We start from the raw sequence: 15,216 nt of genomic DNA, 5'->3' as shown, positions 1-15,216 counted from the left end.
CTCCCGAACAGGCGGCTGTGTAGCAGCCTGCCCAGGAAACGGCTAGGTTCCGCGAGTCGGCCCCGCCCGGGCAGGCCCGGTCCCGAGGGGGAGCGCGGCCGGCCGGGGCTCCGCGCCACGCCCACCCGCCACGTCCGGCCAGGCCGGGCCGTGGCTTCCCCACCTCCGGGAGAGACCATGCACCGGATCGCACCGTCCGCCCGCTCCCTGCCGCTCGCCGCGGCGCTGGGGCTTGCCCTCGCCGCGCCCGCGGCGGCGCAGGCGCCGGCCCAGGGCCAGCCGCTCACCATCGGCATCGGCGGCTCCCCCACCTCGCTCGACCCGCATTTCTACAACGCCTCGCCCAACATCAGCCTGACCCAGCACCTGTTCGACCGCCTGGTGGAGCAGGACCCCGAGGCGCGTCTGAAGCCGATGCTCGCCGAGAGCTGGGAGCCGGTGTCCGAGACGGTGTGGGAGTTCAAGCTGCGCCCCGGCGTGAAGTGGCATGACGGCCGCGACTTCACCGCCGAGGATGTGGCCTTCACCATCTCCCGCGTGCCCAACGTGCAGAACAGCCCGGGCTCCTTCGCCGGCTTCGTGCGCGCCATCACCCGCGTCGAGGTGGTGGATCCGCTGACGCTGCGCCTGCACACCGCCCAGCCGCATCCGCTGCTGCCGACCGAGATGGCGGCGGTGCAGGTCATCTCCCGCCATGTCGGCGAGGGCGCGCAGACCGAGGACTACAACGCCGGCCGCGCCGCCATCGGCACCGGGCCCTACCGCCTGGTCTCCTACCACCATGGCGACCGGACCGAGTTCGTGCGCAACGACGCCTACTGGGGCGGGCCGCAGCCCTGGTCGCGCGTCACCTACCGCTTCATCGCCAACAACGCCGCCCGCACCGCTTCCCTGCTCGCCGGCGAGGTGGACGTGATCGACCAGGTCCCCTCCACCGACCTGCCGCGCATCCGCCGCGACCAGCGCTTCTCGGTGGCCGAGATCCAGGGGCTGCGCGTCATCTACCTGATCCCCGACTATAGCCGCACCGAGAACCCGGTCTTCGTCGCCGACAACAACGGCAATCCGCTGCCGAGGAACCCGTTCCAGGACGCGCGCGTGCGCCGCGCCCTCTCGATCGCCATCGACCGCAACGCGCTCGCCGAGCGGGTGATGGACGGCACGGCGAAGCCGAACGGGCAGTGGCTGCCGCCCGGCGTGTTCGGCCACAACCCGGAGGTGCCGGTGCCGCCCTTCGACCAGGAGGGCGCGCGGCGCCTGCTGGCCGAGGCCGGCTTCCCGCAGGGCTTCCGGATGACGCTGACCACGCCGAACGACCGCTACCCCAACGACGCCCGTACCGCGCAGGCGGTGGCGCAGATGTGGACCCGCATCGGCGTGCGCACCGAGGTGCAGGCCATTCCCTGGACCTCCTACGCCGCCCGCAACGCGCGGCAGGAGTTCAACATGCGCCTGGTCGGCTGGGGCAGCTCGACCGGCGAGGCCTCCTACATGCTGGTCAACATCTTCGGCACCTACGACCGCGAGAAGCGGCGCGGCGCCGCCAACAACTCCCGCTACTCCAACCCGGAACTCGACGCGCTGACCGAGCGCGCCGCGGCGACGCTGGACGACGAGAAGCGCGAGGCGATGCTGCGCGAGGCGGTGAAGATGGTCACCGACGAGACCGCCTTCATCCCGCTGTTCCAGCTCGTCAACTTCTGGGCCACGCGCCGCGGCGTCGTCTACGAGCCGCGCATGGACGAGCGCACCACCGCCATGTCGGCGCGGCCGGCGGGCAACTGAGCGGCGGGGGCGGCGCGGTGCCGCCCCCTCGCGCCGGCGGCCGCCCCACCGGCCCGCATGGCCGTGGCGCGGCCGCCGGCATGTCCCTGATCTCGCGTCCGGCGATGCCATCCGGATCCCGCTGGGCGCGACCTGCGCCCGGCGAAGGCGGCCGGATGGCCGCCGCCGCTCATGCGGCGAAGCCGGGCGCGCGCCGGCGTCCGAGGGCGGATCGGCCGCGATCCGCGAGGCCTGACGTCACTCCTCCGTCGCCGGCGCCACGGGAAGGATGGAGGTCTCCTTGACCGTGGCGATGGCGAGCAGCGTCTCCACCCTCTGCACGCCCGCCTGGGCGCGGATCTCCTCGTTCAGGAAGCCGTCGAGGGCGGCGAGGTCGGGCAGGCGGATCTTCAGCAGATAGGTCCAGGCGCCGGTGACGGCGTGGCACTCCAGCACCGCCTCCTGCCGCCGCATCGCCTTGCGGAAGGCGGCGTCGTCGCGCCCCGGCGACACGGCGGCGAGGACGTAGGCAAGCAGGGGGCACCCGACGGCGGCGGGGTCGAGGTCGGCGCGCCAGCCGCGGATGACGCCCCGCTCCTCGAGGCGCTTGACCCGTTCCGCGGTCGCGGAGACGGAAAGGCCCGCCACCTTGGCAAGCTCCGCAAGGCCCGCGCTGCCATCGAGCTGCAGCGCAACCACGAGGTTGCGGTCGATCTCGTCCATGCCGCCAGCCTAGAGCAGATCGCGGACGGCTGGAATGCGGGCAGAAGCGGCCACGGGCGGATGCCCCGCCGCCGCGGACCGGCCCGAGGCCGCCGCGGCGGAGGGTCGGTCAGAGGTAGTGCTCGGCCAGCGGGCGGAAACCGTTGAAGCCCTGGCTCGCATAGGTGGTGACGTAGGCGCCGGTGGCGAGCAGCGTCACCCGGTCGCCGGCGTCCAGCGCCAGCGGCAGGCGGTAATTCGCCTTCTCGTACAGGGTGTCGGTGCTGTCGCAGGTCGGCCCGGCGATGGTCACCGGCCCTTCCGGCGTGCCGTCATGCGGCGTGGCGAAGGCGTATTTGATCGCCTCGCCCTCGGTCTCGGCCAGGCCGCCGAAGCGGCCGATGTCGAGATAGACCCAGCGCACCGGATCGTCCTTCGCCTTGCGCGAGACGAGGACCACCTCGGTGCTGAGCACGCCGGCGTCGCCGACGATGAAGCGGCCGGGCTCGACCACGATCTCCGGCAGCGCGTTGCCGAAATGCTCGGCCAGCGCGCCCATGATCGCGGCGCCGATCTCGTCGATCTCCGGCACCTCCTGCCGGTAGCGCACCGGATACCCGCCGCCGAGGTTCACCATGCGGAGGTTGAGCCCGGCCTCGCGCAGGTCGGTGAACAGCATCGCCACCCTGGCGATCGCGGCCTCGTAGGCGGCGGTGCGGGTCTGCTGGCTGCCGACATGGAAGGAGAGGCCGAAGGGGTCGAGGCCGAGCTCGCCGGCCAGCAGCATCAGCTCCTTGGCCATCTCCGCCTCGCAGCCGAACTTCCGGCTGAGCGGCCATTCCGCGCCGTCATTGCCGACCAGGATGCGGCAGTACACCTTCGCCCCGGGCGCGGAGCGGGCGAGCTTGCGCAGCTCCTGCTCGGAATCGAAGGCGAACATGCGCACGCCGCGCGCATAGGCGGCGCGGATCGCGCTCTCCTTCTTGATGGTGTTGCCGTAGCTGATCGCCTCCGGCCGCGCGCCGGCGGCGAGGCAGGCCTCCACCTCCTCGAAGCTCGCGGCGTCGAAGAAGGAGCCGAGGCCCACCAGGCGCGTCAGGATCGGGGCGGCCGGGTTGGCCTTCACGGCGTAGTAGATGCGGGCGAGCGGCATCGCCGCCTGAAGGCGGCGGAAATTCTCCTCCACCCGGTCCAGGTCGAGGACCAGGCAGGGCGTCGCCGGCGCGACGTCGTTCAGGAATTGCGCGACCTTGGGGGTCATCGCAGCCTCCTTCGTAATGTCGAAGGACCGCCCCTGCGCGGGCGGCGGCCCCAAGTTGACGAAACGGTCGAACGAACCAGCGACCAAGTGGACCGCCCGGCGGACCGGACGGGGTTGCCAGAACGCTTGACGTCGTTGCGTAAACCTTGCGCCGCGGTGACCGCCTGAGCCGGCGCCTTGGTGGAGGGGCGCCGCGGTTCCGTGGGCCTGGGGCCAGAGGCACGTGCGTACTGCGTCTGGGCGCGCATATAGGCCGCGCCCGGAGGGCTGGAAAGCGGAAATCAGGGGGCGCCCGCATTTTTTCCAGCGCCGGCGGCGGCGGCCGGAAACTCGGGGCGGCGCCCGCGGAACGTCAGGCTGATTCGCCGGTCCGGCGCCGGGACGGCCGGGATTCTCCCGGCCGGGGCGGGATCAGCCGCGATGGGTCCCGCCTCCGCGCCCCGCCGGACGATCGCCCGGGCGAGGCCGCCACCGCGGACCGGTCGTCAGCTCACCGCCACCCGCGCCGTCGCGCGGACGCTGCGTCCGGCCTCGTCGGTCCAGACGAACTCGAACTCGGCGCTCCGCTGCAGGCGCACGAAGAAGACGTGGTAGGGGTTGGCCGCGGTGCCGTTGCGCAGATCGGCGGCGAAGATGGTCTCTCCGTTCATCCGCACCACCATCCGCGACAGCATGTTGCGCGGCACCGCGGCATGGTTGGCGCCGCGGATGCCGCTCTCCATCGGGTGTTCCATCAGGGTGCGGATCTCGATCGCCTCGCCGGCGCGGGCGCTGCGCGGGATGCGGATGCGGGGCTGGGCCAGGCCGCTGCTCATGATTCCCTCCTCAGCCGAGGCAGCCGCCGACCGCGACCCGGGTCTCGGCCGTGGCGCGGAGCACCCGGCCGTCGGAGAGCACGGCGAGCGCCACCACCTGCTGGTCCTCGGCCAGGCGGATCCGGGTCTGCACCTCGGCGCGGGCCAGCGCCGGGGAGAGGTGGAAGCTCGCCACCCCCGGCGTCGGGTTGCGGGTGGCGAAGAGGTGGATGGAGACGACGTGCTGCTCCGCCGTCATCGGGCTGTCCACGGTGACGGTCAGCGGCACCTGCGCGCCGTTCTCGGCGAGGGCGGGCAGGCGGAGCGCCATCCCGCCCTCCTCCGGCTCCGCCGGCCCCACCGCCTCGCGCATCGCCGCCTCCAGCGCGGCATCGGCGCGCGCCGCGGCGGGAAGGGCGACCAGGGCGAGCAGCAGGGCGCGGCGGCTTGCCGTCGTCATCCGAACATGTCCTCGGTGATGCTGGCATACCAGGAATCGGCGTGCAGCGCCTCCAGCCGGCGCTGCTCGGGCAGGTCGCCGCGCGGGGAGACGCCGCCGGAATTCGGCACCTCCACGATCCCGTTCGGCCCAACCCGGTAGATGCCGACGATGGAGATCCCGTACTCCTCGCCGACATGGCTGTAGCAGGTGTTGAAGTAGAGCGGCTCCGGCGGCGGCACGCCGCGCAGCGCGGCGATGGCGCTCGCCACCGCCTGCTTGGCGGTGTTGTTGGCGATGTAGCCGGATTTCGGCATCGGCGCGCCGTTGCCGGCATCCCCCACCACGTGGATGTCGGCGGCGGCGCGGGAGGCGAAGGTGGCGGGATCCACCTGCGCCCAGCCGCTGGTGTCGGCGAGGCCGCTGTCGAGCACGATCCGGGCCGCCGATTGCGGCGGGATGACGTTGGCGACGTCGACGCGATGCCTGGTGCCGAACTCCGTCTCCAGCACGCGCTCAGCGGGATCCACCCGCACCACCCTGCCGTCCTGGCTGGCGGGCACCCACTCGATCATGCCGCCGTAGAGGGCGCGCCAGCCGTCCTGGAACAGCCCCTGCTTGCTGAACGCGTCCTTCGCATCGAGGGCGAGGATCTTGGAGCGGGGCTTGTGCCGCTTCAGGTAGGCGGCGACCATGCTGATCCGCTCGTAGGGGCCGGGCGGGCAGCGGAAGGGGTTGGGCGGGATGGCGAAGCCGACCACCCCGCCATCCGGCATCGCCTCGAGCTGGCGGCGGAGGAGCTGGATCTGGCCGCCATCCCCCGGCACCCAGGCATGGGGCATGCGCTCGGCCGCCGCCTCGTCATAGCCCTCGATCGCTCCCCAGCGCAGGGCGATGCCCGGGGAGAGGATCAGCTTGTCGTAGCGCAGCGTCTCGCCCCCGGCGAGGCGCACGGTGCGCGCCGCGGCGTCGATCGCCTCGGCGCGGTCATGCACCACCCGCACCCCCCGGCCGCGCAGCCGGTCGTAGGAGTGGGTGATGTCGCCGATGCCGCGGAAGCCGCTGAGCAGCAGGTTGCCGTAGGGGCAGGTGACGAAGCGGGTCAGCGGCTCGACCAGCGTCACCTCCACCTCCGGATGGTGGAGGCGGGCGAAGCGGGCGGCGGAGGCGCCGCCGAAGCCGCCGCCGATCACCAGCAGCCGCGCCGTCCCCTGGGCGCGCGACAAGGCCGGGGCGGCGAGCAGGCCGAGGGCGGAGGCGGCGGTGCCGAGCGCGGCGCGGCGGGTCAGGGCGGTGGCCATGCTCTGCCCCTCCTCAGCGGGTGGCGGCGAAATAGGCGGCCAGCGCCGCGATCTCGGCATCCGTGTAGCCGCGGGCGATGCGGTTCATGATCGTGCCCGGCAGGGCATCGTCGCGAAAGCCCCTCAGCATCGCCTCGATCTGCTGCGCGTCCCGGCCCGCGAGCGGCGGCACCGAGGCCATGCCGGCCCCGCCCGGGCCGTGGCATCCCAGGCAGCCCTGCGCGGCGAGGGGCGCCGGCCCGGTGGCGGCGGCGGGCGCCGCCACCCCCAGGACGAGCAGCCCCACCATGCCGAGCGCCGCCGTGATCCGTTCCATGCCTTGCCTCTCCTCCTCGCGGCGAAGGGGGCGATCCGGCGTCGCCCCGCGCCGTGCCTTCAGCCGCCGCAACCGTGCGGATGGCAGAAGAATGTGCGCGAGGATCATCGGCTGCCAAGGCGGAACAGGGGGCGCAGGCGCAGCCCCACCCAATTGCCGAGCAGGGCCGGCAGGATCCATACCCAGCCGTGCAGGCTGCCGGAGGCGATGCCGGAGAAATAGGCGCTGATGTTGCACCCGAAGGCGAGCACCGCCCCGGTGCCGAGCAGCAGCCCCCCGGACACCGAGGCCAGGGCCGGGCCGAGGCCAATCCGCCAGTCCGGCGCGAAGCGTCCGGCGAGGCCCGCCGCCAGCAGCGCCCCGGCGACCAGACCCAGGTTCAGCACGGTGATGCGGTTGGAGAGCAGCGGGCGGAACAGCGCCTCCGCCCGCGTCGGATCCTCCCAATAGGTCCAGAACGCCGGGTCGGCCCAGCCGAGCCGGTCCAGCGCCATGGAGCCCCAGAGCGGGAAGGCCCCGGTGATCCCCCAGGGATGGCCGGCCAGGGCCAGGGTGGCGAAGTTGAGCAGCGCCAGCGCCAGCGCCCCCCAGGCAAGCGGCCAGGGGCCGGTCAGCAGCGCCGCCCGGCCGCCGAGGATCGGCTCCGCCCGCCCGTGGCGCCGGCGCTCGATCCGCGCGGAACCCCACCAGACAAGGGCGAAGACCAGCAGCGCCAGCCCGACCGCGGGCCAGAGGCCGAGGGTCTCGGGCAGCGACACCGGCGGCAGGGCGGGCCAGGACTGCCAGTAACCAGCCAGGGACGCCGCCAGGGTGGCGCCGGCGACGAAGAACAGCAGCGTCAGCAGGTTGCGCACCCCGCCGCCGCCGGCCGCGTAGAGCGTGCCGGAGGCGCAGCCGCCGCCGATTTGCATGCCGATGCCGAACAGGAAGGCGCCGACCAGCACGCCAACCCCGACCGGAAACACGAAGCCGCGCACGGGCTGGCCGAACAGCTCGCCCCCGGCGAGGGCCGGCTGGAACAGCAGCACCGCCGCGGCCAGCATCAGCATCTGCGCGCGCAGCCCCGCCCCGCGGCCCTCCCGCAGCAGGGCACGGAACGCGCCGGCGAAGCCGAAGGCCGCGTGGTAGAGCGCGAGCCCGAGCGCCGCTCCCACCACCCAGAGCGCCCCCTGCCGCCATCCATGGGCGGCGCCGAGCCCGAGGGCGCCGAGCAGCACCACCATCCCCGCAGCCAGGGCAATGCCCCGGTCGCGCCCCGCCATTCCGGCTGCGATGGCACCCTGCGCCATGCGGTCTCCCCGATCCTTGCCCGATCCCCGCAAGGGGGGCGGGAACCGGCCTGGCGCGGCTCCCGAGGCGGGGGGCATGTGTGCGACCGGCGGGCAGGGCGCAAGGCCGCCTTCGCGCCGCGCGCCCGCCGGGCAGGTCCGCGCGAGGCGCATGGGGGGCGGCGTCAGGGCGTGCGCGTCGCGTCCAGGGCCGCCTGCAGCATCCAGGCCGCCGCGGCGCGGTCCACCGCCGCGGCCCGCCTGGCGCGGCTGAGGTCGGCCTCCGCCACCATCATGCGGGTGACCGCGGCCGAGGAGAGGCGCTCGTCCCACAGCGCCGCCGGCAGGCCGGTGGCCTCGGACAGCGCCAGCGCCCAGTCCCGCGCCGCCTGCGCCGCCGGGCCGAAGGAGCCGTCCATGCCGAGCGGCAGGCCGACCACCAGCCCCCCCGCCCCCTCCTTGCGCGCGATCGCCAGGATCTCCGCCGCGTTGGCGCGCAGCTTGCCGCGCTTCAGCGAGCCGTAGGGTGAGGCGAGCAGCAGCGTCACGTCCGAGAGCGCGACGCCGATCGTTCTCGATCCCGGATCGAGGCCGATCAGCCGCTGCCCGCGGGGCAGGGCGGCGCGCAAGTCCCTGAGGTTGAAGAGGGGCATGGCCGCCGTTATGGTCCGCCGCCTTCGCCCCCGGAAGCCCCAAGGAGCCGCATGTCGCTCGATACCGCCATGGTGAGGCGCATCGCCTCGCTCGCCCGCATCCGCCTGGAGGAGGAGGAGGTCGGCCGCATGCAGGCCGAGCTCAACGGCATCCTCGGCTGGATCGAGCAGCTCCAGGCGGTGCCGACGGAAGGGGTGGAGCCCATGGCCGGCGGCTCCCCGCTGCCCGCCGCCGGCGGGATGCGGATGCGCGCGGACGAGGTGACCGAGGGCGGCATCGCGGAGAAGGTGCTGGCCAACGCGCCGGACCGCATCGGCGACTACTTCGCCGTGCCGAAGGTGGTGGAGTGATGCACCCGACCGATTTCTCCCTGCGCGGCGCGCTCGACGCGCTGGCGGAAGGCGCGATCAGCAGCGAGGAGCTGACGCGCGCGCATCTCGACGCGATCGAGCGGCTGAACCCGCGGATCAACGCCTACATCACCGTCACCGCCGAGCAGGCGCTGGCGCGGGCGAGGGAGTCCGACGCGCGGCGGGCGCGCGGCGAGGCCGGGCCGCTCGAGGGGCTGCCGCTGGCGATCAAGGACCTGTTCTGCACCGAGGGCGTGCGCACCACCGCGGGCAGCCGCATCCTCGGCAATTTCGTGCCGCCCTACGAGAGCACCGTCACCGCCAACCTGCTGCGCGACGGCGCGGTGTTCCTCGGCAAGGCGAACCTCGACGAGTTCGCCATGGGCTCCTCCAACACCACCTCGGCCTTCGGGCCGGTGGAGAACCCGTGGAGCCGGCGCAACGACCCGGATGCGCGGCTGGTGCCCGGCGGCTCCTCCGGCGGCTCCGCGGCGGCGGTGGCGGCCAGGCTGGCGCTCGGCGCCACGGCGACGGACACCGGCGGCTCCATCCGCCAGCCCGCGGCCTTCTGCGGCATCGCCGGCATCAAGCCGACCTACGGGCGCTGCTCCCGCTTCGGGATCGTCGCCTTCGCCTCCAGCCTGGACCAGGCGGGGCCGGTGGCGCGCACGGTGGAGGACTGCGCCCTCCTGCTGCGCTCCATGGCCGGGTTCGATCCGAAGGACGCGACCAGCGCCGAGGTGCCGGTGCCGGATTTCGCGGCCGCCTGCGCCCGCGGCGTGAGGGGGCTGCGCATCGGCGTGCCGCAGGAGTATCGGCTGGACGGGATGCCCACCGAGATCGAGGCGCTGTGGCAGCGGGGCCTCGAGTGGCTGCGCGCCGAGGGGGCGGAGACGGTGGAGATCAGCCTGCCGCACACCAGGTATGCGCTGCCCACCTACTACATCGTGGCGCCCGCCGAGGCCTCCTCCAACCTCGCCCGCTACGACGGCGTGCGCTACGGCCTGCGCGTCGCCGAGGCCGACGGCGACCTGCGCGATCTCTACGAGCGCACCCGCGCCGCGGGCTTCGGCGCCGAGGTGAAGCGGCGCATCATGATCGGCACCTATGTGCTGAGCGCGGGCTACTACGACGCCTACTACCTGAAGGCGCAGAAGGTGCGCGCCCTGATCCGCCAGGATTTCGAGCGGGCCTGGGAGAGGGTGGACGCCATCGTCACCCCGGCGACGCCTTCCGCCGCCTTCGGCATGGACGAGAAGCAGGACGACCCGGTGACGATGTACCTGAACGACGTCTTCACCGTCACGGCGAACCTCGCCGGCCTGCCGGGGCTCGCGGTGCCGGCGGGGCTCGACGCGCAGGGCCTGCCGCTCGGCCTGCAGGTGATCGGCCGGGCCTTCGACGAGGAGACGGTGTTCGCGGTCGGCGCCGCGATCGAGCGGGCGGCGGATTTCCGCGCGCTGCCGGGGCTGAGGGCGGGGGCATGAGCACGACCACCACCTACACGATCGAGGGAAGGACCGGCCCCTGGGAGCTGGTGATCGGCCTCGAGGTCCACGCCCAGGTCATCAGCCGCGCCAAGCTGTTCAGCGGCGCTGCCACCGCCTTCGGCGCCGGGCCGAACACCCAGGTCTCCTTCATAGACGCCGGCTTCCCGGGGATGCTGCCGGTGATCAACCGCGAATGCGTGGCGCAGGCGGTGCGCACCGGCCTCGGCCTCAAGGCGCAGATCAACTTGTGGTCCCGCTTCGACCGCAAGAACTACTTCTACGCCGACCTGCCGCAGGGCTACCAGATCAGCCAGTACGCGCACCCGATCGTCGGCCGGGGCGCGGTGGAGATCGAGCTCGCCGACGGTACCACGAAGATCATCGGCATCACCCGCCTGCACCTGGAGCAGGATGCGGGCAAGAGCCTGCACGACCAGCACCCGGCCAAGAGCTTCATCGACCTGAACCGCTCGGGCGTGGCGCTGATGGAGATCGTCTCCGAGCCGGACATGCGCAGCCCGGAGGAGGCCGGCGCCTACCTCGCCAAGCTGCGGCAGATCATGCGCTACCTCGGCACCTGCGACGGCAACATGGACGAGGGCAGCCTGCGGGCCGACGTGAACGTCAGCGTGCGCCGCCCCGGCGAGGGCTACCGCACGCGCTGCGAGGTGAAGAACGTCAACTCCATCCGCTTCGTCATGCAGGCCGTGGAGGCCGAGGCGCGGCGCCAGATCGAGGTGTGGGAGGAGGGCGGCGAGGTCGAGCAGGAGACGCGGCTGTTCGACACCGTCCGCGGCGCGACGCGCAGCATGCGCTCCAAGGAGGAGGCGCACGACTACCGCTACTTCCCCGACCCCGACCTGCCGCCGCTGGTGCTCGACGCCGCCTGGGTGGAGGAGCTCCGGGCCGGGCTGCCGGAGCTGCCGGATGCGCGCCGCGCCCGCTACATCCGCGACTTCGGCCTCTCGCCCTACGACGCGCAGGTGCTGACGGCGGAGAAGGAGACCGCCCTCTACTACGAGACGGTGGCCAAGGGGCGCGACCCCAAGCTCGCCGCCAACTGGGTGATGGGCGACCTGTTCGCCGCGCTGAACCGCACGAAGCGCACCATCGAGGACCCGCCGGTGCGGGCCGAGCATCTCGGCGCGCTGCTCGACCTGATGCGGGACGGCACCCTCTCCGGCAAGCTGGCCAAGGAGGTGTTCGAGGCGATGGTGGAGAGCGGGAAGTCTCCCGGCGCCATCGTCGAGGAGCGCGGCCTCCGGCAGGTGACCGACACCGGCGCCATCGAACGCGCGGTGGAGGCCGTGCTCGCCGCCAATGCCGACAAGGTCGCCGAGTACAGGGCGGGAAAGGAGAAGCTGTTCGGCTTCTTCGTCGGCCAGGTGATGAAGGCCATGCAGGGCAAGGGCAACCCGGCCCTGGTGAACGAGGCGCTGAAGCGGAGGCTCGCCTGACGCGGCGCCCCCGCCCGCGGGCGGGGGCGCGCCGGTCAGAAGGGCAGGAAGATGTCGAGGAGCTGCTGCCCGTAGCGCGGCTGCTGCAGGTCGGAGAGGGTGCCGCGCCCGCCGTAGGAGATGCGCGCCTCCGCCAGGCGGTCGTGGCGGATGGTGTTGTCGCTGGCGATGTCCTGCGGGCGGATCACGCCCTGCACCTGCAGCTCGCGCAGCTCGGCATTCACCCGCACCTCCTGCCGCCCTGAGACGACCAGGTTGCCGTTGGGCAGCACCTGGGTGACGGTGGCGGCGAGGCGCAGCATCACCGTCTCGTTCCGCCGCACCGACCCGTTGCCATCCGTCACCTGGCTGCCGGAGGCGTTGAGCAGCGTCTCCGGATTGGCGCCGCGCGGCAGCCAGCGCGTCTGCATGCCGAACACCTCCGGCAGGCCGATCCGGTCGCTGCCGTTCCGCGCCCGCTGCGTGCGGTTCTGGAGCTGCGCCTCGTCCTGGATGCTGACCAGGATGGTGATCAGGTCGCCCACCTGCGCGGCGCGCTGGTCGCGCAGGAAGGTGCGGCTGCCGGGCCGCCACAGGCTGTTGGCGACGGGCGGCGGGTCCTGCGGCGCCGGCATCGGCATGCTCACCGGCCGCCAGGCGGGATGGGCGACGGGGTTGGTCACCGGCGACATCTCCGGGGCGCGGCCGACCCGCGAGAGCCTCTCCATCGAGCCGCAGCCCGCGAGCATCGCGGCGATCGGCAGCATCAGAAGCGCGCGCATTGCTTCATCCCCCTCGTTCAGCGGAGCGGCACCGCGCCCGGCAGGACGCGTACCCGGCCCGGACCGACCACCTCGCCTTCCACCACCCTGCGGCTCGTCAGGTTCATCACCGGCACCAGCGCGCCGCGCGGCGCCGCCTCCAGCGCCCGGCCCTGCGTCGTCAGCAGCATGCCGGGCCCGTCCAGGACGAGCGTCACCACGGCGTTGCGCTCCACCAGGGCCGGTGGCCCGAGATCCGACAGCAGGAAGGGCAGGCCGCTGCCGAGCGGGCGGCGAAGCTGCTGGCCCACCACCTCCGCCGGGTCCTGCGCGGTTCCCGGACGGACCCGCTCGGCGCGCAGGCGCACCGCCCGCACATCCTCCTCCCGCACCACCTCCCCGATGGCGAGGCGGCGTGTCGCCAGTACCGCCGGCGCGGTCGGCACAGCGCGCCCGACGACGCGCTGGCGCAGCGCCGGCATGCCCTCGGCCATCACCACCAGCACCGCGGCGAAGCGCCCGGTGGCGGTATCGAGCGTCGCGCCCTCCACCGAGAGATCGAGCGGCGCGGCGGGCGGCACCATGGCCGGCAGCAGCGCGCCGAGTTCGAGCTCCGCCTCGGGGTCGAGGCCGAGGCGGAGCAGTTCGGCCCGCAGCGCCGCCTCGATCTCCTCGCGCGGCACCGGCCGGCCCGGCCGCTCCACCACCACCCGCTCGTGCGGCGAGAGCGGGCGCCAGGCGAGGCCATGCGCCCGCGCGAGGGCGAGCAGGTGCGGGGTTTCCAGCACCAGCCGCCGCCCGGGCGCCGGCGCGGCGCCGATCGCGAGGCCGCCGCGGCCGCTTGCGCCCTCGAACACGTCGCCGAGCCGCAGCACCGGCTCCTCCACCACCGAGAGCGGCCGGATCGAGACGATCTCCTGCCCGCGCGCCGCCGGGGCGGCGGGAAGGGCGAGCAGGAGCAGAAGCAGGGGCAGGAGCCGCATTGCCGTTCTCCTCAGCGCATGCGCGACAGGGTGGAGAGCATCTCGTCGCCTGCCGTGATGACCTTGCTGTTCATCTCGTAGGCGCGCTGGGCGGTGATCAGCCTGGTGATCTCCTGCACCACGTTGACGTTGCTGGTCTCGATGAAGCCCTGCAGCACCTGGCCGTGCCCTGGCTGGCCGGGCGGGGCGAGCTGCGGCTCGCCCGAGGCGGGGGTGGCGAGCAGCAGGTTGTCGCCGATCGCCTCCAGGCCGCCCTCGTTGGCGAAGATCGCGGTCTGGATCTGCCCCACATTCTGCGGCGCCACCTGGCCGTCCATCTTCGCCAGCACCTCGCCGGCCGCGTTGATGGTGACGTCGCGCGCCGCGGGCGGGATGACGATGCCGGGCATCACCAGGAACCCCTCGGCGGTCACGATCTGGCCCTCGGGCGAGAGGCCGAAGGTGCCGTCGCGCGTATAGGCCATCTCGCCGGTCGGCAGCTGGATCTGGAAGTAGCCGTTGCCGCGGATGGCGAGGTCGAAGCGGTTCTCGGTCTGCTGCAGGCTGCCCTGCTCGGCGATGCGGTAGACCGCCGCCGTCCTGACGCCGAGGCCGATCTGCGCGCCCGAGGGCAGCATGGAGCCGTCGTCCGAGCTCTGCGAGCCGACGCGGCGGATGTTCTGGTAGATCAGGTCCTGGAACTCGGCCCGCCGGCGCTTGTAGCCGGTGGTGCTCATGTTGGCGATGTTGTTCGAGATGACCTCGACGTTGGTCTGCTGCGCCAGCATGCCGGTGCTGGCGATCTGGAGCGCCCTCATCCGCGTCCTTCCCCTTGCGTTCAGCGGCGGCGCAGGATGCGCTCGACCGCGGTCTGCAGCCTCTCGCCCTCGCGCTCGGCGAACTGGGCGGCGAACTGGAACTCCCTGAGCTCGATCGTCAGGCGCGTGATCTCCTGCACCGCGCTGACGTTGCTGCCCTCGACGGCCCCCTGCACCAGGGCGGGGCGCTCAACCGGCTCGGGCGGATCATCGCTGGCGAAGAGGCGCCCGCCCTCGGCCTGCAGGCGCTGCGGGTCGGCGAAGCGCACCACGCGGAGCTGGCCGACCGCGCCGTTCTCGGTGCGCACCGTGCCGTCGCCCCGGATCTCGATGCGGGAGTCGTTGATGGCGAAGGCGATCGGCATGCCGCGCGCGTCGAGCACGGGGTGCCCTTCCGCGTCCACGAGCCGGCGCTCGGCGTCCAGCGCGAAGCGGCCCGCGCGCGTGTAGCGCTCGCCGCGCGGCGTCTCGACGGCGAAGAAGCCTTCCCCCTGGATCGCGACGTCGAGCGGATTGCCGGTGACGGAGACGGCCCCGGGCGCCATGTCGCGCCAAGTGGCGCGGTCGAGGGCGTAGGCGACCTCCCGCTGGCCCGGGGGGGCGGCCAGGTCGCGGTGGCGCTCGAGATGCTGCACGAAGATGGCCCGCTCGGCGCGGAAGCCCGGCGTGTCCGCGTTGGCGACGTTGTTCGCCAGCACCTGCGTGGCGCGGAGCTGCGCGCCCAGGCGCGAGAGGATGACATAGCCTGGCGTGTCCATGACGCGTTCCCCTTGGCGGTGCCGCGGCCGGATGGCGGCTGCCGAGGGTGGACTAGCAACCGGCATGCCAGGTTGCGCCATGGGCCGGCGCCGGTCGCGATTGCCTCCGGACGGCAGGTCTTGCCGCTCCGGGCGGTCCGGC

Annotated in this window: 16 protein-coding genes; 4 read left to right on the top strand and 12 right to left on the bottom strand. The window is 73.3% G+C overall.

Features of this window, described 5'->3' with window-relative positions:
• Window positions 1-177: 177 nt before the first annotated feature.
• Window positions 178-1,785, top strand: coding sequence for an ABC transporter substrate-binding protein (locus ET526_RS09275; RefSeq protein ID WP_135467408.1), 1,608 nt, complete (start codon window positions 178-180; stop codon window positions 1,783-1,785).
• A gap of 237 nt (window positions 1,786-2,022) precedes the next feature.
• On the opposite strand, the gene ET526_RS09270 is transcribed toward ET526_RS09275, so the two are convergent.
• From ET526_RS09270 to ruvX, 8 genes are all read right to left on the bottom strand, one after another.
• Window positions 2,023-2,487: an Lrp/AsnC family transcriptional regulator gene (locus ET526_RS09270; protein ID WP_135467407.1), complete on the bottom strand. Its 465-nt coding sequence runs from the start codon at window positions 2,485-2,487 to the stop codon at window positions 2,023-2,025.
• Window positions 2,488-2,596: 109 nt separating this feature from the next.
• Window positions 2,597-3,727, bottom strand: coding sequence for a type III PLP-dependent enzyme (locus ET526_RS09265; protein ID WP_135467406.1), 1,131 nt, complete (start codon window positions 3,725-3,727; stop codon window positions 2,597-2,599).
• A 485-nt stretch (window positions 3,728-4,212) separates the two neighbouring features.
• Window positions 4,213-4,542: a thiosulfate oxidation carrier complex protein SoxZ gene (locus ET526_RS09260; protein WP_135467405.1), complete on the bottom strand. Its 330-nt coding sequence runs from the start codon at window positions 4,540-4,542 to the stop codon at window positions 4,213-4,215.
• Window positions 4,543-4,552: 10 nt separating this feature from the next.
• On the bottom strand, window positions 4,553-4,981 hold the full coding sequence (locus ET526_RS09255) for a thiosulfate oxidation carrier protein SoxY (RefSeq protein ID WP_135467404.1): 429 nt from the start codon (window positions 4,979-4,981) through the stop codon (window positions 4,553-4,555).
• Complete coding sequence (locus tag ET526_RS09250; protein WP_135467403.1) at window positions 4,978-6,261, bottom strand: NAD(P)/FAD-dependent oxidoreductase; 1,284 nt, start codon at window positions 6,259-6,261, stop codon at window positions 4,978-4,980. The genes ET526_RS09255 and ET526_RS09250 overlap by 4 nt, the downstream gene beginning before the upstream one ends.
• 13 nt (window positions 6,262-6,274) lie before the next feature.
• Entirely contained in the window at window positions 6,275-6,577 is a 303-nt protein-coding gene (locus tag ET526_RS21240) for a c-type cytochrome (protein WP_158295534.1), read from the bottom strand.
• A 104-nt stretch (window positions 6,578-6,681) separates the two neighbouring features.
• Entirely contained in the window at window positions 6,682-7,866 is a 1,185-nt protein-coding gene (locus ET526_RS09240) for a YeeE/YedE family protein (protein WP_204623577.1), read from the bottom strand.
• 164 nt (window positions 7,867-8,030) lie between these two features.
• The gene (ruvX, locus tag ET526_RS09235; RefSeq protein ID WP_135467401.1) at window positions 8,031-8,498 is read right to left on the bottom strand and encodes a Holliday junction resolvase RuvX; all 468 of its coding nucleotides are present in this window, start codon (window positions 8,496-8,498) and stop codon (window positions 8,031-8,033) included.
• A gap of 51 nt (window positions 8,499-8,549) precedes the next feature.
• On the opposite strand from ruvX, the gene gatC reads away from it, so the two are divergent.
• Genes gatC through gatB form a run of 3 tightly spaced genes read left to right on the top strand, consistent with a single transcriptional unit; the run spans window position 8,550 to window position 11,796 of the window.
• Window positions 8,550-8,849, top strand: coding sequence for an Asp-tRNA(Asn)/Glu-tRNA(Gln) amidotransferase subunit GatC (gene gatC, locus ET526_RS09230; protein WP_135467400.1), 300 nt, complete (start codon window positions 8,550-8,552; stop codon window positions 8,847-8,849).
• On the top strand, window positions 8,849-10,336 hold the full coding sequence (gene gatA / locus ET526_RS09225) for an Asp-tRNA(Asn)/Glu-tRNA(Gln) amidotransferase subunit GatA (protein WP_135467399.1): 1,488 nt from the start codon (window positions 8,849-8,851) through the stop codon (window positions 10,334-10,336). The genes gatC and gatA overlap by 1 nt, the downstream gene beginning before the upstream one ends.
• Window positions 10,333-11,796 (top strand): Asp-tRNA(Asn)/Glu-tRNA(Gln) amidotransferase subunit GatB, encoded by a 1,464-nt coding sequence (gene gatB / locus ET526_RS09220; protein WP_135467398.1) that lies wholly within the window; start codon window positions 10,333-10,335, stop codon window positions 11,794-11,796. Before gatA ends, gatB begins: the two co-directional genes overlap by 4 nt.
• Before the next feature lie 35 nt (window positions 11,797-11,831).
• On the opposite strand, the gene flgH is transcribed toward gatB, so the two are convergent.
• From flgH to flgF, 4 genes are read right to left on the bottom strand one after another with little or no spacing between them, the layout of a single operon-like run.
• Complete coding sequence (flgH, locus tag ET526_RS09215; RefSeq protein ID WP_135467397.1) at window positions 11,832-12,557, bottom strand: flagellar basal body L-ring protein FlgH; 726 nt, start codon at window positions 12,555-12,557, stop codon at window positions 11,832-11,834.
• Between the two features lie 17 nt (window positions 12,558-12,574).
• The gene (gene flgA, locus ET526_RS09210; protein WP_135467396.1) at window positions 12,575-13,519 is read right to left on the bottom strand and encodes a flagellar basal body P-ring formation chaperone FlgA; all 945 of its coding nucleotides are present in this window, start codon (window positions 13,517-13,519) and stop codon (window positions 12,575-12,577) included.
• An 11-nt stretch (window positions 13,520-13,530) separates the two neighbouring features.
• A complete protein-coding gene (flgG, locus tag ET526_RS09205) occupies window positions 13,531-14,316 on the bottom strand; it encodes a flagellar basal-body rod protein FlgG (RefSeq protein ID WP_135467395.1) in 786 nt (261 codons plus the stop codon).
• A gap of 20 nt (window positions 14,317-14,336) precedes the next feature.
• Complete coding sequence (flgF, locus tag ET526_RS09200) at window positions 14,337-15,074, bottom strand: flagellar basal-body rod protein FlgF (protein ID WP_135467394.1); 738 nt, start codon at window positions 15,072-15,074, stop codon at window positions 14,337-14,339.
• Window positions 15,075-15,216: the final 142 nt, after the last annotated feature.

The sequence above is a fragment of the Crenalkalicoccus roseus genome (genome assembly GCF_004761865.1).
Classification (GTDB): domain Bacteria; phylum Pseudomonadota; class Alphaproteobacteria; order Acetobacterales; family Acetobacteraceae; genus Crenalkalicoccus; species Crenalkalicoccus roseus.
This window is presented reverse-complemented; position numbering and strand designations above follow the sequence as displayed.

Coding starts and splice junctions, on each gene's coding strand:
- ET526_RS09240 (WP_204623577.1), bottom strand. CDS start 7,866: ATGGCGCAGGGTGCCATCGCAGCCGGAATGGCGGGGCGCGACCGGGGC.
- ET526_RS09270 (WP_135467407.1), bottom strand. CDS start 2,487: ATGGACGAGATCGACCGCAACCTCGTGGTTGCGCTGCAGCTCGATGGC.
- flgG (WP_135467395.1), bottom strand. CDS start 14,316: ATGAGGGCGCTCCAGATCGCCAGCACCGGCATGCTGGCGCAGCAGACC.
- ruvX (WP_135467401.1), bottom strand. CDS start 8,498: ATGCCCCTCTTCAACCTCAGGGACTTGCGCGCCGCCCTGCCCCGCGGG.
- ET526_RS09265 (WP_135467406.1), bottom strand. CDS start 3,727: ATGACCCCCAAGGTCGCGCAATTCCTGAACGACGTCGCGCCGGCGACG.
- ET526_RS21240 (WP_158295534.1), bottom strand. CDS start 6,577: ATGGAACGGATCACGGCGGCGCTCGGCATGGTGGGGCTGCTCGTCCTG.
- ET526_RS09250 (WP_135467403.1), bottom strand. CDS start 6,261: ATGGCCACCGCCCTGACCCGCCGCGCCGCGCTCGGCACCGCCGCCTCC.
- ET526_RS09275 (WP_135467408.1), top strand. CDS start 178: ATGCACCGGATCGCACCGTCCGCCCGCTCCCTGCCGCTCGCCGCGGCG.
- gatB (WP_135467398.1), top strand. CDS start 10,333: ATGAGCACGACCACCACCTACACGATCGAGGGAAGGACCGGCCCCTGG.
- ET526_RS09255 (WP_135467404.1), bottom strand. CDS start 4,981: ATGACGACGGCAAGCCGCCGCGCCCTGCTGCTCGCCCTGGTCGCCCTT.
- ET526_RS09260 (WP_135467405.1), bottom strand. CDS start 4,542: ATGAGCAGCGGCCTGGCCCAGCCCCGCATCCGCATCCCGCGCAGCGCC.
- flgF (WP_135467394.1), bottom strand. CDS start 15,074: ATGGACACGCCAGGCTATGTCATCCTCTCGCGCCTGGGCGCGCAGCTC.
- gatC (WP_135467400.1), top strand. CDS start 8,550: ATGTCGCTCGATACCGCCATGGTGAGGCGCATCGCCTCGCTCGCCCGC.
- flgH (WP_135467397.1), bottom strand. CDS start 12,557: ATGCGCGCGCTTCTGATGCTGCCGATCGCCGCGATGCTCGCGGGCTGC.
- gatA (WP_135467399.1), top strand. CDS start 8,849: ATGCACCCGACCGATTTCTCCCTGCGCGGCGCGCTCGACGCGCTGGCG.
- flgA (WP_135467396.1), bottom strand. CDS start 13,519: ATGCGGCTCCTGCCCCTGCTTCTGCTCCTGCTCGCCCTTCCCGCCGCC.